This window comes from Edwardsiella anguillarum ET080813 (genome assembly GCF_000264765.2).
In the GTDB taxonomy this organism is placed as follows: Bacteria; Pseudomonadota; Gammaproteobacteria; order Enterobacterales; family Enterobacteriaceae; genus Edwardsiella; species Edwardsiella anguillarum.
Genome location: NZ_CP006664.1, coordinates 2,419,037 through 2,433,849 on the forward strand (window position 1 = coordinate 2,419,037; position 14,813 = coordinate 2,433,849).

General features: G+C 58.4%; 12 protein-coding genes. 8 read left to right on the forward strand and 4 right to left on the reverse strand.

From position 1 onward, the window contains the following. Positions 1–3 precede the first annotated feature (3 nt). Genes leuD through leuA form a run of 4 tightly spaced genes read right to left on the reverse strand, consistent with a single transcriptional unit; the run spans position 4 to position 4,704 of the window. Complete coding sequence (leuD, locus tag ETEE_RS10870; protein ID WP_034163115.1) at positions 4–606, reverse strand: 3-isopropylmalate dehydratase small subunit; 603 nt, start codon at positions 604–606, stop codon at positions 4–6. Beyond that, complete coding sequence (leuC, locus tag ETEE_RS10875) at positions 599–2,014, reverse strand: 3-isopropylmalate dehydratase large subunit (protein ID WP_034163117.1); 1,416 nt, start codon at positions 2,012–2,014, stop codon at positions 599–601. The genes leuD and leuC overlap by 8 nt, the downstream gene beginning before the upstream one ends. Before the next feature lie 2 nt (positions 2,015–2,016). Then, a complete protein-coding gene (leuB, locus tag ETEE_RS10880) occupies positions 2,017–3,108 on the reverse strand; it encodes a 3-isopropylmalate dehydrogenase (protein ID WP_034163118.1) in 1,092 nt (363 codons plus the stop codon). A gap of 15 nt (positions 3,109–3,123) precedes the next feature. Continuing rightward, a complete protein-coding gene (gene leuA, locus ETEE_RS10885) occupies positions 3,124–4,704 on the reverse strand; it encodes a 2-isopropylmalate synthase (protein ID WP_034163119.1) in 1,581 nt (526 codons plus the stop codon). A gap of 637 nt (positions 4,705–5,341) precedes the next feature. Between leuA and leuO the strand changes: the two genes are divergently transcribed. From leuO to ftsL, 8 genes are all read left to right on the forward strand, one after another. Then, on the forward strand, positions 5,342–6,301 hold the full coding sequence (leuO, locus tag ETEE_RS10890; protein ID WP_034163120.1) for a transcriptional regulator LeuO: 960 nt from the start codon (positions 5,342–5,344) through the stop codon (positions 6,299–6,301). 261 nt (positions 6,302–6,562) lie between these two features. Beyond that, positions 6,563–8,365, forward strand: a complete 1,803-nt coding sequence (locus tag ETEE_RS10895) for an AMP-dependent synthetase/ligase (RefSeq protein ID WP_034163122.1) — start codon at positions 6,563–6,565, stop codon at positions 8,363–8,365. 310 nt (positions 8,366–8,675) lie between these two features. Then, complete coding sequence (ilvI, locus tag ETEE_RS10900; protein ID WP_034163124.1) at positions 8,676–10,394, forward strand: acetolactate synthase 3 large subunit; 1,719 nt, start codon at positions 8,676–8,678, stop codon at positions 10,392–10,394. A gap of 2 nt (positions 10,395–10,396) precedes the next feature. Beyond that, positions 10,397–10,888 carry an acetolactate synthase small subunit gene (gene ilvN / locus ETEE_RS10905; RefSeq protein ID WP_034163125.1) on the forward strand — a complete coding sequence of 164 codons (492 nt, stop codon included), beginning with the start codon at positions 10,397–10,399 and terminating at the stop codon, positions 10,886–10,888. Positions 10,889–11,089: 201 nt separating this feature from the next. Next, positions 11,090–12,094 (forward strand): catabolite repressor/activator, encoded by a 1,005-nt coding sequence (gene cra / locus ETEE_RS10910; protein ID WP_034163126.1) that lies wholly within the window; start codon positions 11,090–11,092, stop codon positions 12,092–12,094. 973 nt (positions 12,095–13,067) lie between these two features. Next, positions 13,068–13,526, forward strand: coding sequence for a division/cell wall cluster transcriptional repressor MraZ (mraZ, locus tag ETEE_RS10915; protein WP_034163128.1), 459 nt, complete (start codon positions 13,068–13,070; stop codon positions 13,524–13,526). 2 nt (positions 13,527–13,528) lie between these two features. Continuing rightward, positions 13,529–14,470, forward strand: a complete 942-nt coding sequence (rsmH, locus tag ETEE_RS10920) for a 16S rRNA (cytosine(1402)-N(4))-methyltransferase RsmH (RefSeq protein ID WP_034163129.1) — start codon at positions 13,529–13,531, stop codon at positions 14,468–14,470. Then, positions 14,467–14,787 (forward strand): cell division protein FtsL, encoded by a 321-nt coding sequence (gene ftsL, locus ETEE_RS10925; RefSeq protein WP_034163130.1) that lies wholly within the window; start codon positions 14,467–14,469, stop codon positions 14,785–14,787. The genes rsmH and ftsL overlap by 4 nt, the downstream gene beginning before the upstream one ends. The last annotated feature ends 26 nt before the right edge of the window (positions 14,788–14,813 follow it).

The window sequence follows — 14,813 nt, forward strand, 5'->3', positions numbered from 1 at the left end:
TCGTTAACGCAGAAACGCGGGTCGACGCGCTTCGTAGTCGTCGATCGCCGACGCATGCCGTAGCGTCAGGCCAATGCCGTCCAGGCCGTGGATGAGACAGTGGCGGCGGAACGGGTCCAGCGTAAAGGTATAGCGCGTGTCGCCCGCCTGCAGCGTCTGCTGCTCTACGTCCACGCTAAATGCGATGCCGGGCGATGCGCTGACCAGGGTAAACAGCGCCGCTATCTGTGCCTCGTCGAGGATAATGGGCAGCAGCTGGCTGTTAAACGCATTGCCGTAAAATATATCGGCAAAGCTGGGGGCGATAACCACACGGAAGCCGTAGTCGGTCAGCGCCCAGGGCGCGTGCTCACGCGATGAACCACAGCCAAAGTTTTCCCGCGCCAGCAGAATACTGCCCTGTTGGAACGGGGGTTGATTCAGGACGAACGCCGGGTTGGGCCGCTCCCCTGCCTCGTCCAGAAAGCGCCAGTCGTGAAACAGGTGGCGGCCAAATCCGCTGCGGGTCACCTTCTGCAGAAACTGCTTGGGAATAATGGCATCGGTATCCACGTTGGCGGCGTCCAGCGGGACGACGATACCGGTATGGCGGGTGAACTCAGTCATGGGCAGGCTCCTGAAACTGACGAATATCGGCAAAGTGGCCGCAGACGGCGGCGGCGGCGGCCATGGCCGGGCTGACCAGATGAGTACGCCCGCCGCGCCCCTGGCGTCCTTCAAAATTGCGGTTGCTGGTTGAGGCGCAGCGTTCACCGCTGCCCAGGCGGTCATTATTCATCGCTAGGCACATGGAGCAGCCCGGCAGGCGCCATTCAAAGCCGGCCTCGGTAAAGATTTTATCCAGCCCTTCGGCCTCGGCCTGCGCCTTGACGGGCCCTGAGCCGGGAACCACCATGGCCTGCACGCCCGGCGCGACCCGGCGCCCGCGGGCGACGGCGGCGGCGGCCCGCAGATCCTCAATGCGGGAGTTGGTACAGGAACCGATGAAGACCCGATCGATGGCGACGTCGCTCATGCGCGTCCCCGGCTGCAGATCCATATAGGCCAGCGCTTTGTGGGCCGAGGCGCGGGCGATGGGGTCGGACAGCGACGCCGGCGAGGGAATGGGCGTATCGATGGCGATAACCTGGCCGGGGTTAGTCCCCCAGGTGACCTGAGGGGCAATGTCATCGGCCTGCAGGGTCACGGTGCGATCGTAGCGCGCATCCGCATCAGAGCGCAGAGTGCGCCAATGGTCGACGGCCTGCTGCCACTGTGCGCCCTGTGGGGCAAACGGCCTCCCCTGAAGATAGGCGAATGTCGTCTCGTCCGGCGCGATCAGGCCGGCCTTGGCACCCAGCTCGATAGCCATGTTGCACAGCGTCATGCGCCCTTCCATGGACAGCGCCTCCACCGCCGGGCCGCAAAACTCCACCACATATCCGGTGCCGCCGGCGTGGCCGAGGTGCCCGATGACCGCCAGCACGATGTCCTTGGCGCTGATCCCCTCGGCGCATCTCCCCTGGATGACGACCTGCATCGTACGGGCGCGGTCCTGCTTCAGCGTTTGGGTCGCCAGCACATGTTCTACCTCTGAGGTGCCGATACCGAAGGCCAGAGCGCCGAAGGCGCCGTGGGTGGCGGTATGGGAGTCGCCGCAGACGATGGTGCTCCCCGGCAGGGTCATGCCTTGCTCCGGGCCGATAACGTGGACGATCCCTTGGTGAGGGTGGTGCAGATCGTACAGCTGGACGCCGAACTCACGGCAGTTAGCCATCAGGGTTTCCATCTGAACCCGGGCCATCTCGCCGCAGGCGCGGATGTCGCGGCTCTGGGTGGAGACATTGTGATCCATGGTGGCAAAGGTATGCTCCGGCCGACGTACCCGGCGCCCCTGGGCGCGCAGCCCGTCGAAGGCCTGCGGTGAGGTGACCTCATGCACCAGGTGACGATCGATATACAGCAGCGGGGTCTCGCCGGGCATCTGATGGACGATATGGGCGTCATACAGCTTTTGATACAGTGTTTTGCCCATGCTTAGGCCTCCTGTGTAATCAGTCGGGCGATGGCGTCACCCATTTCGTCGGTGGAGACCGCCGGCGTGCCGGCGGCCAGATCCGCGGTCTTAATGCCTTGGGTCAGCGCCTGGTTGACGGCGCGCTCAATCGCCGCTGCGGCGGTCTCGGCGGATAGGCTGTGGCGCAGCAGCAGCGCCAGCGACAGGATCTGGGCTATCGGGTTGGCCAGATTCTGACCGGCGATGTCCGGCGCCGAGCCGCCTGCCGGCTCATACAGACCGAATCCCTGCTCATTCAGGCTGGCGGAGGGCAGCATCCCCATGGAGCCGGTCAGCATGGCGCACTCGTCGGAGAGAATATCGCCGAAGAGGTTGCTGCACAGCAGCACGTCAAACTGGGCGGGGTCTTTGATCAGCTGCATGGTGGCGTTGTCGATATACATATGGTTCAACGCCACCTGGGGATAGTCCTGCGCTATCTCGCTGACCACTTCGCGCCACAGCAGTGAGCTTTGCAATACGTTGGCCTTGTCGATGGAGGTCACCTGCGCGCGGCGGGAGGCTGCGGCCTCAAAGGCCAGGCGAGCAATGCGTTCGATCTCAAAGCGGTAGTAGACTTCAGTGTCGAAGGCGCGCTGATGCATGCCATGTCCCTCACGCCCCTTGGGCTGGCCGAAGTAGATGCCGCCGGTCAGTTCGCGGACGCACAGAATGTCGAAGCCACGGGTGGCGATATCGGCGCGCAGCGGGCACAGGGACTCCAGCCCCGGGTAGAGGCGCGCCGGCCGCAGGTTGCTGAACAGCTTAAAATGTTTGCGCAGCGGTAGCAGGGCACCCCGCTCCGGTTGGTCAGCCGGCGGCAGATGCTCCCAGCGCGGCCCGCCGACGGAGCCGAACAGGATCGCGTCGGCCTGCTCGCAGCCGCGCAGGGTCGCCTGCGGCAGCGGGGTGCCGTGGCGATCGATGGCGATGCCACCGATATCGTATTCGCTGGTGGTGATACGCAGCCCAAAGCGGCTGCGCACGGCGTCCATGACCTTATTGGCCTGCGCCATGATTTCCGGGCCGATGCCGTCGCCGGGCAGTACGGCAATGTGATGGGGGTGGCTCATAGTAACAGGGCTTCCTTAATGGGTAGATGACGTTGAGATTGACGGGGCGGGCGAGTGCAGCCGCTGGCGCTCCTGCTCGACCTGACGGGCGCGCCAGATATGGTTCAGCACATGGATCAGTGCCTGAGCAGAGGATTCGACGATATCGGTCGTCAGTCCGACGCCGTGAAAACGCCGTCCCTGGTGTTCGGCGACGATGTCCACCTGACCCAGGGCATCGCGCCCCTGGCCTTTGGCCGACAGCTGATACTTCACGATATCGACCGAGATGCCGGTGATGCGACTGATGGCCTGATAGACCGCGTCGACCGGTCCGTTGCCGGTCGCGGCTTCGGCGCGGGTTTCAGCCCCGCAGATCAGCCGCACGGAGGCGGTGGCCATGACGCTACTGCCGGACTGCACGCTGAAGTACTCCAGGCGGAAATGGTCCGCCTCTTCCTGCTGGCGATCGATAAAGGCCAGCGCCTCCAGGTCGTAGTCAAACACCTGACCTTTTTTATCGGCCAGGCGTAAAAAGGCCTGGTACAGACGCTCCAGATCAAAGTCGTTGCCTTCGCAGTAGCCCATCTCCTCCATGCGGTGTTTAACCGCGGCGCGCCCGGAGCGGGAGGTCAGGTTCAGCTGTGTCTGCGGCAGACCGATGGACTCCGGCGTCATGATTTCGTAGTTTTCGCGGTTTTTCAGCACCCCGTCCTGGTGAATCCCCGAGGAGTGGGCAAAGGCATTGGCGCCGACCACCGCCTTATTGGCCGGTATCGGCATATTGCACAGCTGGCTTACCAACTGGCTGGTGCGGTAGATCTCCTGATGGCGTATGCCGGTGTGTACCCGCAGCAGATCCTGGCGGGTACGGATCGCCATGATCACCTCCTCCAGCGCACAGTTACCGGCGCGTTCGCCGATGCCGTTCAGGGTTCCTTCCACCTGGCGGGCGCCGGCCTGGATGGCACTGATCGAGTTGGCGCAGGCCATGCCCAGGTCATCGTGGCAGTGTACGGAGATAATGGCCTTGTCGATATTGGGTACCCGTTCAAACAGGGTATGGATAATGCCGCCGAACTGATAAGGGGTGGTATAGCCCACCGTATCCGGAATGTTGACGGTTCTGGCGCCGGCGTCGATGGCGGCTTCGACGATGCGGCACAGATTATCGATGGGGGTACGCCCGGCGTCTTCACAGGAGAACTCAACGTCGTCGGTATAGCGACGGGCGCGCAGAATCGCGTGTCGGGCCATCGCGATGGCATCATCGAACGAGCGGCGCAGCTTGGACTCCAGATGCAGCGTGGAGGTAGCCAGAAAGGTGTGAATGCGGAAGGCGTCGGCCGCGCGCAGCGCCTCGGCCGCGGCATCGATATCGGCATCGACACAGCGGGCCAGCGCACACACCCGGCTCTGCTTCACCCGTTGCGCAATGGCGCGTACCGAGGCGAAGTCGCCGGGGGAGGAGATGGGGAATCCTACCTCCATCACATCGACGCCCATGCGCTCCAGCGCCAGGGCGATCTGCAGTTTTTCCTTCACGCTCAGGCTGGCCTGCAGGGCCTGCTCCCCGTCGCGCAGCGTCGTATCGAAAATAATTACCTGTTGGTTCATCGTTCCGTTCCTCGGCGTCGTTCCCTGTGTGATGCGCTGCGCGGTATTTTGCTAAAAAAAAACCCGCGCTATTGCGCGGGCTTGTGGAGTCTGTGGGTGAATTCTAGCGGTAACCTCCACCCATACGCCATCCGCGCAGTGCCTCTGCGAGAATAATAAGTAGTAGGTTCTGGCGTATGAACATCATGGGCGTATCCGTCATATAATCACCGTTGGTTATAAAGTGATACTGGATAGTTTTTAGCTTGTCAACAGGCAATGACGCGAGACGCAGTAATACTCGGCAGTACACATTGGTATTATGTATTAAATAAATTATCAAAATTAGGATTATCTATTGTCTTATGCGGATAAATACTCATGAATGGGTATATGCTGATGGGGATTTTTAAAAATAATGAAAGCATACCATCTTATTGTCATTAATTATTTATTTTAACTTCTTTGAAAATTAAGCACAGCTACATTATTAATCTGTAAAATATTTTTATTATGAGGCATTATGGCTATTTCTTTTATGTTACAACTTTATATTTATAAATTCATATAATGAAGTTTTGCTTTTGATAATTTCAAAGAATGTATTTACCGGCTGTCAACGCTGACAGGATTAGGCTAAACACGCAGGGAGGTTATAATGACAGAGCGGCATGAACATCCGATGATACCGGCGGAGTCCCACAGCAGCGCGGAAAATAGCCTGCGCAACGTCGATCTGAACCTGCTGACGGTCTTTGATGCCGTCATGCAGGTGCAGAGTATTACCCGCGCGGCGCGTTCGCTGAATATGACGCAGCCGGCGGTGAGCAATGCGGTGGCACGTTTAAAGCTGATGTTTAACGATGAGCTGTTTATGCGCTATGGGCGCGGCATCCGCCCGACCAATCGCGCCTATCAGCTGTTCGGCCCAGTACGCCAGGCACTGCAGATTGTGCGCAATGAGTTGCCCGGTGCCCGCTTTAAACCGGAAAGCAGCGAGCGCGTGTTTAATATTTCGATTACCAGTCCGCTGGATATATTGCTGACGGCGAAGCTGCTGCAGCGGATAAAAGCGTATGCACAGCATGTTCAGGTGAGCTTCGATTCGTTGATCAATGAACAGATAACGCGGAAATTACGCTATCAGGAGAGCGATTTTCTCATCGACTATCAAGATCTCAGCGGCGATGAGTTTTGTTGCGAAGCACTGTTTGACGATGAGTTTGTCCTGGCGGTCGCCGGACAGCATCCGCGTATCGGCGAGACGTGTTCCCTGCGCGGACTATTGCTGGAGTCCCATGCGGTGGTCAGTATTAATCAGTTTTCCAGCGTCAGTCGCTTTTTTTATTCCCATTCGGATCTGATCCGCCAAATAGCCTATCAGGGAACGGACTTAAGCAGCGTATTAAGTATGGTGTCGAAAACCGATATGGTCGCCATCGCGCCGCGCTGGATGGTGGAGCAATATGCCGACTACCTGCAGCTGCGGGCCGTGACGCTGCTGGATCTGGAGAGTCAGCGTACCTGCTTTTTCAACTGGCACCGGGCCTCTGAACGCGATAGCGCCCACGTATGGCTGCATCAGCTGCTGAGCGAGTTTGCCCAGCAGGGGCGTTAAGGCGAGACGGCAGCTATCGCTGCCGTTTTCTTATTATGCAGTGGATTCTGTCGCCCGTAAGAGCTCCTGCTCATCGGGTTGACAAACGTGAATATCGCGAAAATCCACGGTAGCGCACACTTTTACCCTCGATAACGGTTGATTCATGCACAGGAAACGGTAGACTGCGCGCGAAAATCAGTGCACAGCTGTACGCTGAAAATGAGTGTGCGGGTGGGCAAATGTCGCGGCAGATACCGCGTTCTTGCGATGAATGGACGAATGATCAAAGCGTTAGATAATTACCATCTGGTAGCTCGTATTCAGGGACAGATTGCCAACTCACCCAACCGCGTGGCGCTGCGCGACTGGTCGCCGGCGGCGGAGGTCGCTTACCGCTGGCGCGAGGTCGGGGAGCAGGTCTCCCGGCTGGCCTGTGCGCTGCTGGCGCTGGGCGTAGAGGTACAGGAGCGGGTGGCCATCTTTGCCCATAATTCGGTGGCCTGGTCGCTGGCCGATCTGGCGATCCTGCATCTGCGGGCGGTCACGGTGCCGGTCTATGCGACCAATACGGCGGCGCAGGCGGCCTATATCCTCAATGATGCCAGCGTTCGCATCCTGTTTGTCGACGGTCAGGCCCAGTATGACGCCGCGTTGGCTCTGCGCGATAGCTGTCCGCAGCTGACCCGTATCATCGCGCTGTCGGATGGCATCGATCTGCGCGGCTGTGCGATCGCCTGCCATCTTCACGGGATCGCACCCGTCGGCGATGACGCCAGCCTCGCACGGTTGGCGCAGCGTATCGACGAGGCCTCGCTCGACGATCTGTTTACGCTCATCTACACCTCCGGCACTACCGGTGAGCCGAAAGGGGTGATGCTGGATTACCGGAGTCTGGCCGCTCAGCTGTATCTGCATGATGTCCGTCTGAACGTCAGCGAGCAGGATGTCTCTCTGTGTTTCCTGCCGCTCTCCCATGTCTTTGAGCGCGCCTGGAGCTTTTATGTGATGCACAGCGGTGCGCAAAACGTCTATCTGCACGATACCAACCTGGTGCGGGAGGCGATGTCGGCGGTACGCCCGACCATGATGTGTGCGGTTCCTCGTTTTTATGAAAAGATTTTCAGCGCGGTGCAGGCCAAGGTCGCCCAGGCGCCGTGGCTGCGGCGCCAGCTGTTTCGCTGGGCAGTGTGGTGTGGCGAGCAGCGCTTTTTAAGCGAACGCGCGGCGCGTCCCCAGGGGCATCTGATGACGGCGATGCACCGTTTGGCCGATCGGCTGGTGCTGGCGAAGCTGCGTGCGATTTTAGGCGGGCGGGTACGCTTTTTACCGGCGGCCGGTGCCAAGCTGGATGACAATGTGATCCTGTTTTTCCAGGCGCTGGGGTTGAACATCAAGTATGGCTATGGCATGACGGAGACCTGCGCGACGGTCTCCTGCTGGGAAGAGCAGGACTTCCGCTTTGGGTCTATTGGCCGTCCGCTGCCCGGGATCGAGGTGCGCATCGGTGAAGATAATGAGATCCAGGTGCGCGGGCCTATCGTGATGCGCGGCTATTTCAATAAGCCGCAGGAGACGGCGCAGACCTTTACCGCCGACGGATGGCTGAAGACCGGTGACGCCGGCGCGCTGGATGCACAGGGACACCTGTTCATTACCGAGCGGTTGAAGGATCTGATGAAGACTTCCAACGGCAAGTACATTGCCCCCCAAATGGTGGAGGGGACGCTGGCGCGCGATCGCTTTATTGAACAGGTAGCTGTGATTGCCGATGCGCGCAAGTTTGTTTCTGCGCTGATCGTTCCCTGCTTCGACTCGCTGGAAGAGTATGCGCGCTCTATCAACCTCAAGTATCACGATCGCCTGGAGCTGCTGCGCCATAGTCATATCGTTGAGCTGTTTGAGCAGCGTTTGATGGAGATGCAGAAGGAGCTGGCCAAGTTTGAGCAGGTCAAGCGCTTTACCCTGCTGCCGCAGGCGTTCTCTATGGAGCTGGGCGAGCTGACACCGACGCTGAAGCTGCGCCGTAAGATTATCCTGAGCCGCTATCACCAGGAGATCGAGTCCATGTATCTGGATCGCTAGGGTCGACGCCGACGCGGTACACGGCTTTTCCGTGCGCCGCGGATCCCGCGGGCGTAGCGCTCATGATTAACCTCTGAATTTTTCCCGCTTCCAATCATAAGCTGGCGATACTTAGGCCAGCTTTCAGTTTTTTATCCGTCGGATATTGCCCGCCGCAGTTTTCTCTCCACCGCAGCGCAGTTCTCTCCCCGCCGACGGTTTGCTCCATAGGAAAAGTGACGTTAATGTAACCAGACGGCGAGGCGATGTCCTGCCGTCCCGCGCGGCCCTGGTGCCGCCTTGGTTGAGCCACGTAGGGGAGGCAAAGGCAATGGAGATGTTATCAGGCGCCGAGATGGTGGTGCGATCGCTGATCGATCAGGGCGTCAAACACCTTTTTGGCTATCCGGGCGGTACCGTGCTGGATATTTATGACGCCCTGCATACGGTCGGGGGGATTGAGCATATTCTGGTTCGGCATGAGCAGGGGGCGGTGCATATGGCTGACGGCTATGCGCGGGCCACCGGGCAGGTGGGCGTCGTTCTGGTGACCTCCGGCCCGGGGGCGACCAACGCCATTACCGGTATCGCAACGGCCTATATGGACTCCGTCCCGCTGGTGGTGCTGTCGGGTCAGGTTCCCACCTCGCTGATTGGCAATGATGCCTTTCAGGAGTGCGACATGGTGGGGATCTCCCGTCCAGTGGTAAAGCACAGCTTCCTGGTAAAGCAGAGCGAAGAGATCCCCGCGGTACTGAAGAAGGCATTTTATCTGGCCAGCAGCGGGCGTCCCGGCCCCGTGGTGGTCGACTTGCCCAAGGATATCCTTAACCCCGCGCAGAAATACCCCTATGCCTACCCGCAGCAGGTGAGCATGCGCTCTTATAACCCGACCTGTCAGGGGCACCGGGGGCAGATCAAACGTGGCCTGCAGGTGCTGCTGGCCGCCCGGCGTCCGGTGATCTATGCCGGGGGCGGGGTGATCGGCGCCGGCTGCCACGAGGCGCTGCGCGCGCTGGCGCAGCAGCTCAATCTGCCGGTGACCACCTCGCTGATGGGGCTGGGTGCCTTTCCTGCGTCGCATCCGCAGAGCCTGGGGATGCTGGGGATGCACGGTACCTACGAAGCCAATATGGCGATGCACCATGCCGATGTCATTTTTGCCGTCGGCGTCCGCTTTGACGATCGTACTACCAACAATCTGGCCAAGTACTGCCCCGATGCGACGGTGGTGCATATCGATATCGATCCCAGCTCGATCTCCAAGACCGTTACGGCGGATGTTCCCATCGTCGGCGACGCCGGCAACGTCCTGGGGGCGCTGCTCACCCTGCTGGCGCAGGGCGACTGTCGGCAGGATTTCGATAGCCTGCGCGACTGGTGGCAGCGTATTGAAGTCTGGCGCGATCGCCAGTGCCTGCGCTACGTCAGCGATGGTCAGCGGATCAAGCCACAGCAGGTGATCGAAACCCTGCACCGTCTCACGGCGGGCGAGGCCTATGTGGCCTCCGACGTCGGTCAGCATCAGATGTTCGCCGCGCTCTATTACGGCTTCGACCGGCCGCGCCGCTGGATCAACTCCGGCGGGCTCGGCACCATGGGCTTCGGCCTGCCCGCGGCGCTCGGCGTGCGTCTGGCGCTGCCGCAGGCCACGGTGCTGTGCATCACCGGTGACGGTAGCATTCAGATGAATATTCAAGAGCTGTCGACGGCGCTGCAGTACGATCTGCCCATCGTGGTGGTCAATCTGAACAACCGTTTTTTGGGCATGGTGAAGCAGTGGCAGGATATCATCTACGCCGGGCGTCACTCTCAGTCCTATATGCAGTCCCTACCGGATTTTGTGCGGCTGGCCGAGGCGTACGGCCACGTCGGTATCGCCATTCGCAGCGTCGATGAGCTGGAGACAAAGCTGCGCGAGGCGCTGAGTATCCGTGACCGGCTGGTGTTTGTCGACGTGACGGTAGATGAGACGGAGCACGTGTACCCGATGCAGATCCGCGGCGGGGCAATGGATGAAATGTGGCTGAGTAAAACCCAGAGGAGCTGATCATGCGGCGGATTTTATCGGTGTTACTGGAAAATGAATCCGGCGCGCTGTCGCGGGTCGTCGGGCTGTTTTCCCAGCGTGGTTACAATATTGAGAGTTTGACGGTGGCGCCGACGGAGGACGCCACGCTATCGCGGATGACCATCCAGACCAAGGGCGATGCCAAGGTACTGGAGCAGATAGAGAAACAGCTGCACAAGCTGGTGGATGTCCTGCGCGTCAGCGAGCTGGTGCCCGGGGCGCACGTGGAGCGCGAGATCATGCTGGTCAAGCTGCGCGCCAGCGGCTACGGGCGGGAGGAGGTCAAGCGCAGCACCGACATTTTCCGTGGGCAGATCGTCGATGTGACGGCGTCGCTGTATACGGTGCAGCTGGCCGGTGCCAGCGATAAGCTGGATGCCTTTTTGGCGGCGGTTCGCGAAGTGGCTGAAATTGTTGAAGTCGTGCGTTCGGGGGTGGTTGGCGTGGCCCGTGGCGATAAAATAATGCGCTGACAGACGTTGAGTGTACGCGGTGTGACCGCGCTGGGGCCCGGCTATGTGTCGGGCCTCTTATTTTTCCGTTTTTGCTGACGCCTTTCAGCTAAATCGGTTGCTCCCTCGCCGTTTATGCGCTTAGATCGCACAATACAGCCTGGACAGCCAGGTCGACGCATTGGCTGTCACCGTAAGGCGATTGCCTGTAAGGGGGATAATGTGAAACTGGATGAAATCGCGCGTCTTGCAGGTGTCTCGCGAACGACCGCCAGCTATGTGATCAACGGGAAAGCCAAGCAGTACCGCGTCAGCGACAAGACGGTCGAGAAGGTGATGGCCGTCGTGCGCGAGCATAACTACCATCCTAATGCGGTGGCCGCCGGGCTGCGCGCGGGGCGAACCCGCTCCATCGGTCTGGTGATCCCAGATCTGGAGAATACCAGCTATACCCGCATCGCTAACTACCTGGAGCGCCAGGCACGCCAGCGCGGCTATCAGCTGCTGATCGCCTGTTCTGAGGATCAGCCGGACAACGAGATGCGCTGTATCGAGCATCTGCTGCAGCGTCAGGTCGATGCGATTATCGTGTCGACGGCGCTGCCGCCGGAGCACCCTTTTTACCAGCGCTGGGCCAACGATCCTCTGCCGATTATCGCGCTGGATCGCGCCCTCGATCCGGAGCACTTTATCAGCGTGGTCGGCGCCGATATGGACGATGCCGAGATGCTGGCCGCCGAACTGCGGCGTTTTCCGGCCCAGTCAGTTCTGTATCTGGGGGCGCTGCCGGAGCTCTCCGTCAGCTTCCTGCGCGAGCAGGGGTTCCGCAAGGCGTGGCAGGGTGACGAGCGCCCGGTGAACTATCTGTATACCAACAGCTATGAGCGAGAGGCGGCGGCGGCGGCGTTTAGCCAGTGGCTGCAGTATCATGAGATGCCGCAGGCGCTGTTTACCACCTCGTTCCCCCTACTGCAGGGGGTGCTGGATGTCACGCTGAAAAAGCATGGCCATCTGCCGAGCGATCTGGCCATTGCGACCTTTGGCGATAACGAGCTGCTGGATTTCTTGGACTGTCCGGTATTGTCCGTCGGCCAGCGGCATCGCGATATTGCCGAACGGGTACTGGAGCTGGTATTGGCCAGCCTGGACGAGCCGAGAAAGCCGAAGCCGGGGTTAAGCCGGATGCGGCGAATTTTGCTGCAGCGCGGGCGCCTAAACCGGCAGTAAACAAGATAAAAAAACCGGGGAGACCCGGTTTTTTAGCTTTAGATACGTCGACTTGCCTGTCTCGCTGTAAATGGCCTGGTTCTGTTTTAACTCCAGGGTGGTAGTGATAATCACTGTAATGCTGTTATTTTCTGAATTTTATTGCTGTATTTTTCGTTTTTTGTGGATTGTATAACTTGGTGCTTGATATTTTACAGCGTTGAGTTTTGCGGCAACTTAACTCGATTTGCCCTGTATCTGCGCCTCTTAGCGCTAAGCTCCGCCGAGCTGATAAAGAGGATTATCTTATTTTTCAGGATATTTCAGGAATAGTCTTAAAAAATAGCGCTATCGCTCAAAAGTAGAGCTAATGCGTTTTTTAGGTAAATTACTGCTTTTAGTAAAACGGTGTAAGCAAGGTGAGGAATGTTGCGTGACTGGGGGCGGTATCACGGCGTTACGTTATTAATCAACGAAGAAAAAGAGGACTGAAAAATTCAGTAAAATATTTGACGACGAAAGAGATTATTATTGCTTAGAAAGTAAGATAAAATGTGTTCAAATAATATCTTCGATCTATGATTAAAACTTAATTCATTGAAATTTATTGATATTTTTAATTATCTTTCGCAGGGTTTTTAGTCAGATTGTTCTGCTGTTATAGCCGTTTACAGATGATTTATTTGTGTGCACATTGGTTAAAATGAGAGCTGTATTGCAAAAAATGAGCAAAGTTTAACGTTTGGTTATGTAGGGGGTTTTTCTGTTATTTGGTATGGCGGATTTAAATTTCCTCTAATTTATCATGGTGTTAATTTCCATTTTTGGCGATCGGAATTTTCTTGCCTATTTTGTTAAAACCCCACGTTGATAAAAATATTGCCAAACCGCGCCCGCTCTGGCTTGACAAGGTTTTCCTCCCCTCCGTAAACTTCTTAGCGTGGGAATTTGTGGGATAAAGTGGTGATATGGGGCATCAGGGAGTCACTCCGGCATGTTTCGAGGCGCAACAACCATCAATCTCGACAGTAAGGGACGTCTGGCGGTACCTACCCGCTACCGGGACTTATTGATTGAGGAAGCGCAAGGTCACATGGTATGCACCATCGATCTCCATCACCCCTGTCTGCTGCTTTATCCTCTGTCACAGTGGGAAGTGATCGAACAGAAATTATCCCGTCTGTCGAGTATGAATCCTGCCGAGCGCCGGGTGCAGCGTCTGCTGCTGGGTCACGCCAGCGAATGTCAGATGGACGGCGCCGGACGCCTGCTGATTGCCGCGACGCTGCGGCAGCATGCGGGGCTCCACAAACAAGTGATGCTGGTGGGCCAGTTCAATAAGTTTGAGCTGTGGGATGAAGAGACCTGGTATCAACAGGTCAGGGAAGATATTGAGGCTGAACAGTCCGCAACGGAGATCCTCTCCGAGCGTTTACAGGATTTGTCGTTATAGTCATGTCGGAAAATTTTCAACACAAGACCGTGTTGCTTGATGAGGCGGTAGCAGGCCTTAATCTGCGCAGTGACGGTATTTACATTGATGGCACCTTTGGTCGCGGTGGTCATTCCCGTCTCATTCTCTCCCAGCTGGGGGCGGAGGGACGCCTTATTGCCATCGATCGCGATCCGCAGGCCATCGCCGCCGCCGCGCAGATTGATGATCCGCGTTTCTCCATCGTCCATGGCCCGTTTTCGGCGCTGGCAGACTATGTGCAGGAAATGGGGCTGAGCGGCAGGATTGACGGCATACTGCTCGATCTGGGGGTTTCTTCGCCCCAGCTCGACGATCCCGAGCGTGGATTCTCCTTTATGCGCGACGGGCCGCTGGATATGCGTATGGACCCATCGCGCGGTCTCTCTGCCGCACAGTGGCTGATGCAGGCGGAGGAAGATGATATCGCCTGGGTGCTGAAGACCTTCGGTGAGGAGCGCTTCGCCAAGCGTATCGCCCGCGCCATCGTGGAACGAAACCGCACGGAGCCGCTGACCCGTACCCGTGAGCTGGCGGCGCTGATCAGCGAGGCCAGCCCGTTTAAAGAAAAACATAAGCATCCGGCAACGCGCAGCTTTCAGGCCATTCGCATTTACATCAACAGCGAGCTGGATGAGATTGAGCGGGCGCTGGAGGGGGCGCTAGTTGCGCTGGCGCCCCAGGGACGCCTGTCGGTGATCAGCTTCCATTCGCTGGAGGATCGTCTGGTTAAACGCTTTATTCGCCAGCACAGCCGTGGCCCGCAGGTCCCCAAAGGGTTGCCGCTGACGGAGGCGCAGCTGCAGGCGCAGGGCGGTCCGCAGCTGAAGGCGCTGGGGAAACGGATGCCGGGTGAGCGCGAGGTGGCCGATAACCCACGGGCGCGCAGCTCGGTGCTGCGGGTGGCGGAAAGGATCGCGAGATGATTGGCAATGAGCGCCATTCGCTGATTTCCATCATCGGTGGCGATCTGCTGCGCCACGGTAAATTACCGGTGCTGCTGTTTATCGCCGTGCTGGTCTCCGCGCTGTCGGTGGTGACGACGACCCATAAAACGCGCCTGCTGACCGCAGAGCGCGAACAGCTGGTTCTGGAGCGGGATGCGCTGGATATCGAGTGGCGCAACCTGATTCTGGAGGAGAATGCGCTGGGCGATCACAGCCGCGTTGAGCGCATCGCGACGGAAAAGCTACAGATGCAGCACGTGGATCCCTCTCAGGAAAATATTGTGGTCCAACAGTAAGATAACTGATCGATGACGAGCAGGTA

What these genes read in the sequence shown, in the direction of transcription:
- rsmH (WP_034163129.1), top strand. Translation starts at nt 13,529, where the DNA reads ATGTCGGAAAATTTTCAACACAAGACCGTGTTGCTTGATGAGGCGGTA.
- leuD (WP_034163115.1), bottom strand. Translation starts at nt 606, where the DNA reads ATGACTGAGTTCACCCGCCATACCGGTATCGTCGTCCCGCTGGACGCC.
- leuO (WP_034163120.1), top strand. Translation starts at nt 5,342, where the DNA reads ATGACAGAGCGGCATGAACATCCGATGATACCGGCGGAGTCCCACAGC.
- leuC (WP_034163117.1), bottom strand. Translation starts at nt 2,014, where the DNA reads ATGGGCAAAACACTGTATCAAAAGCTGTATGACGCCCATATCGTCCAT.
- ilvN (WP_034163125.1), top strand. Translation starts at nt 10,397, where the DNA reads ATGCGGCGGATTTTATCGGTGTTACTGGAAAATGAATCCGGCGCGCTG.
- leuB (WP_034163118.1), bottom strand. Translation starts at nt 3,108, where the DNA reads ATGAGCCACCCCCATCACATTGCCGTACTGCCCGGCGACGGCATCGGC.
- ilvI (WP_034163124.1), top strand. Translation starts at nt 8,676, where the DNA reads ATGGAGATGTTATCAGGCGCCGAGATGGTGGTGCGATCGCTGATCGAT.
- mraZ (WP_034163128.1), top strand. Translation starts at nt 13,068, where the DNA reads ATGTTTCGAGGCGCAACAACCATCAATCTCGACAGTAAGGGACGTCTG.
- ETEE_RS10895 (WP_034163122.1), top strand. Translation starts at nt 6,563, where the DNA reads ATGATCAAAGCGTTAGATAATTACCATCTGGTAGCTCGTATTCAGGGA.
- leuA (WP_034163119.1), bottom strand. Translation starts at nt 4,704, where the DNA reads ATGAACCAACAGGTAATTATTTTCGATACGACGCTGCGCGACGGGGAG.
- ftsL (WP_034163130.1), top strand. Translation starts at nt 14,467, where the DNA reads ATGATTGGCAATGAGCGCCATTCGCTGATTTCCATCATCGGTGGCGAT.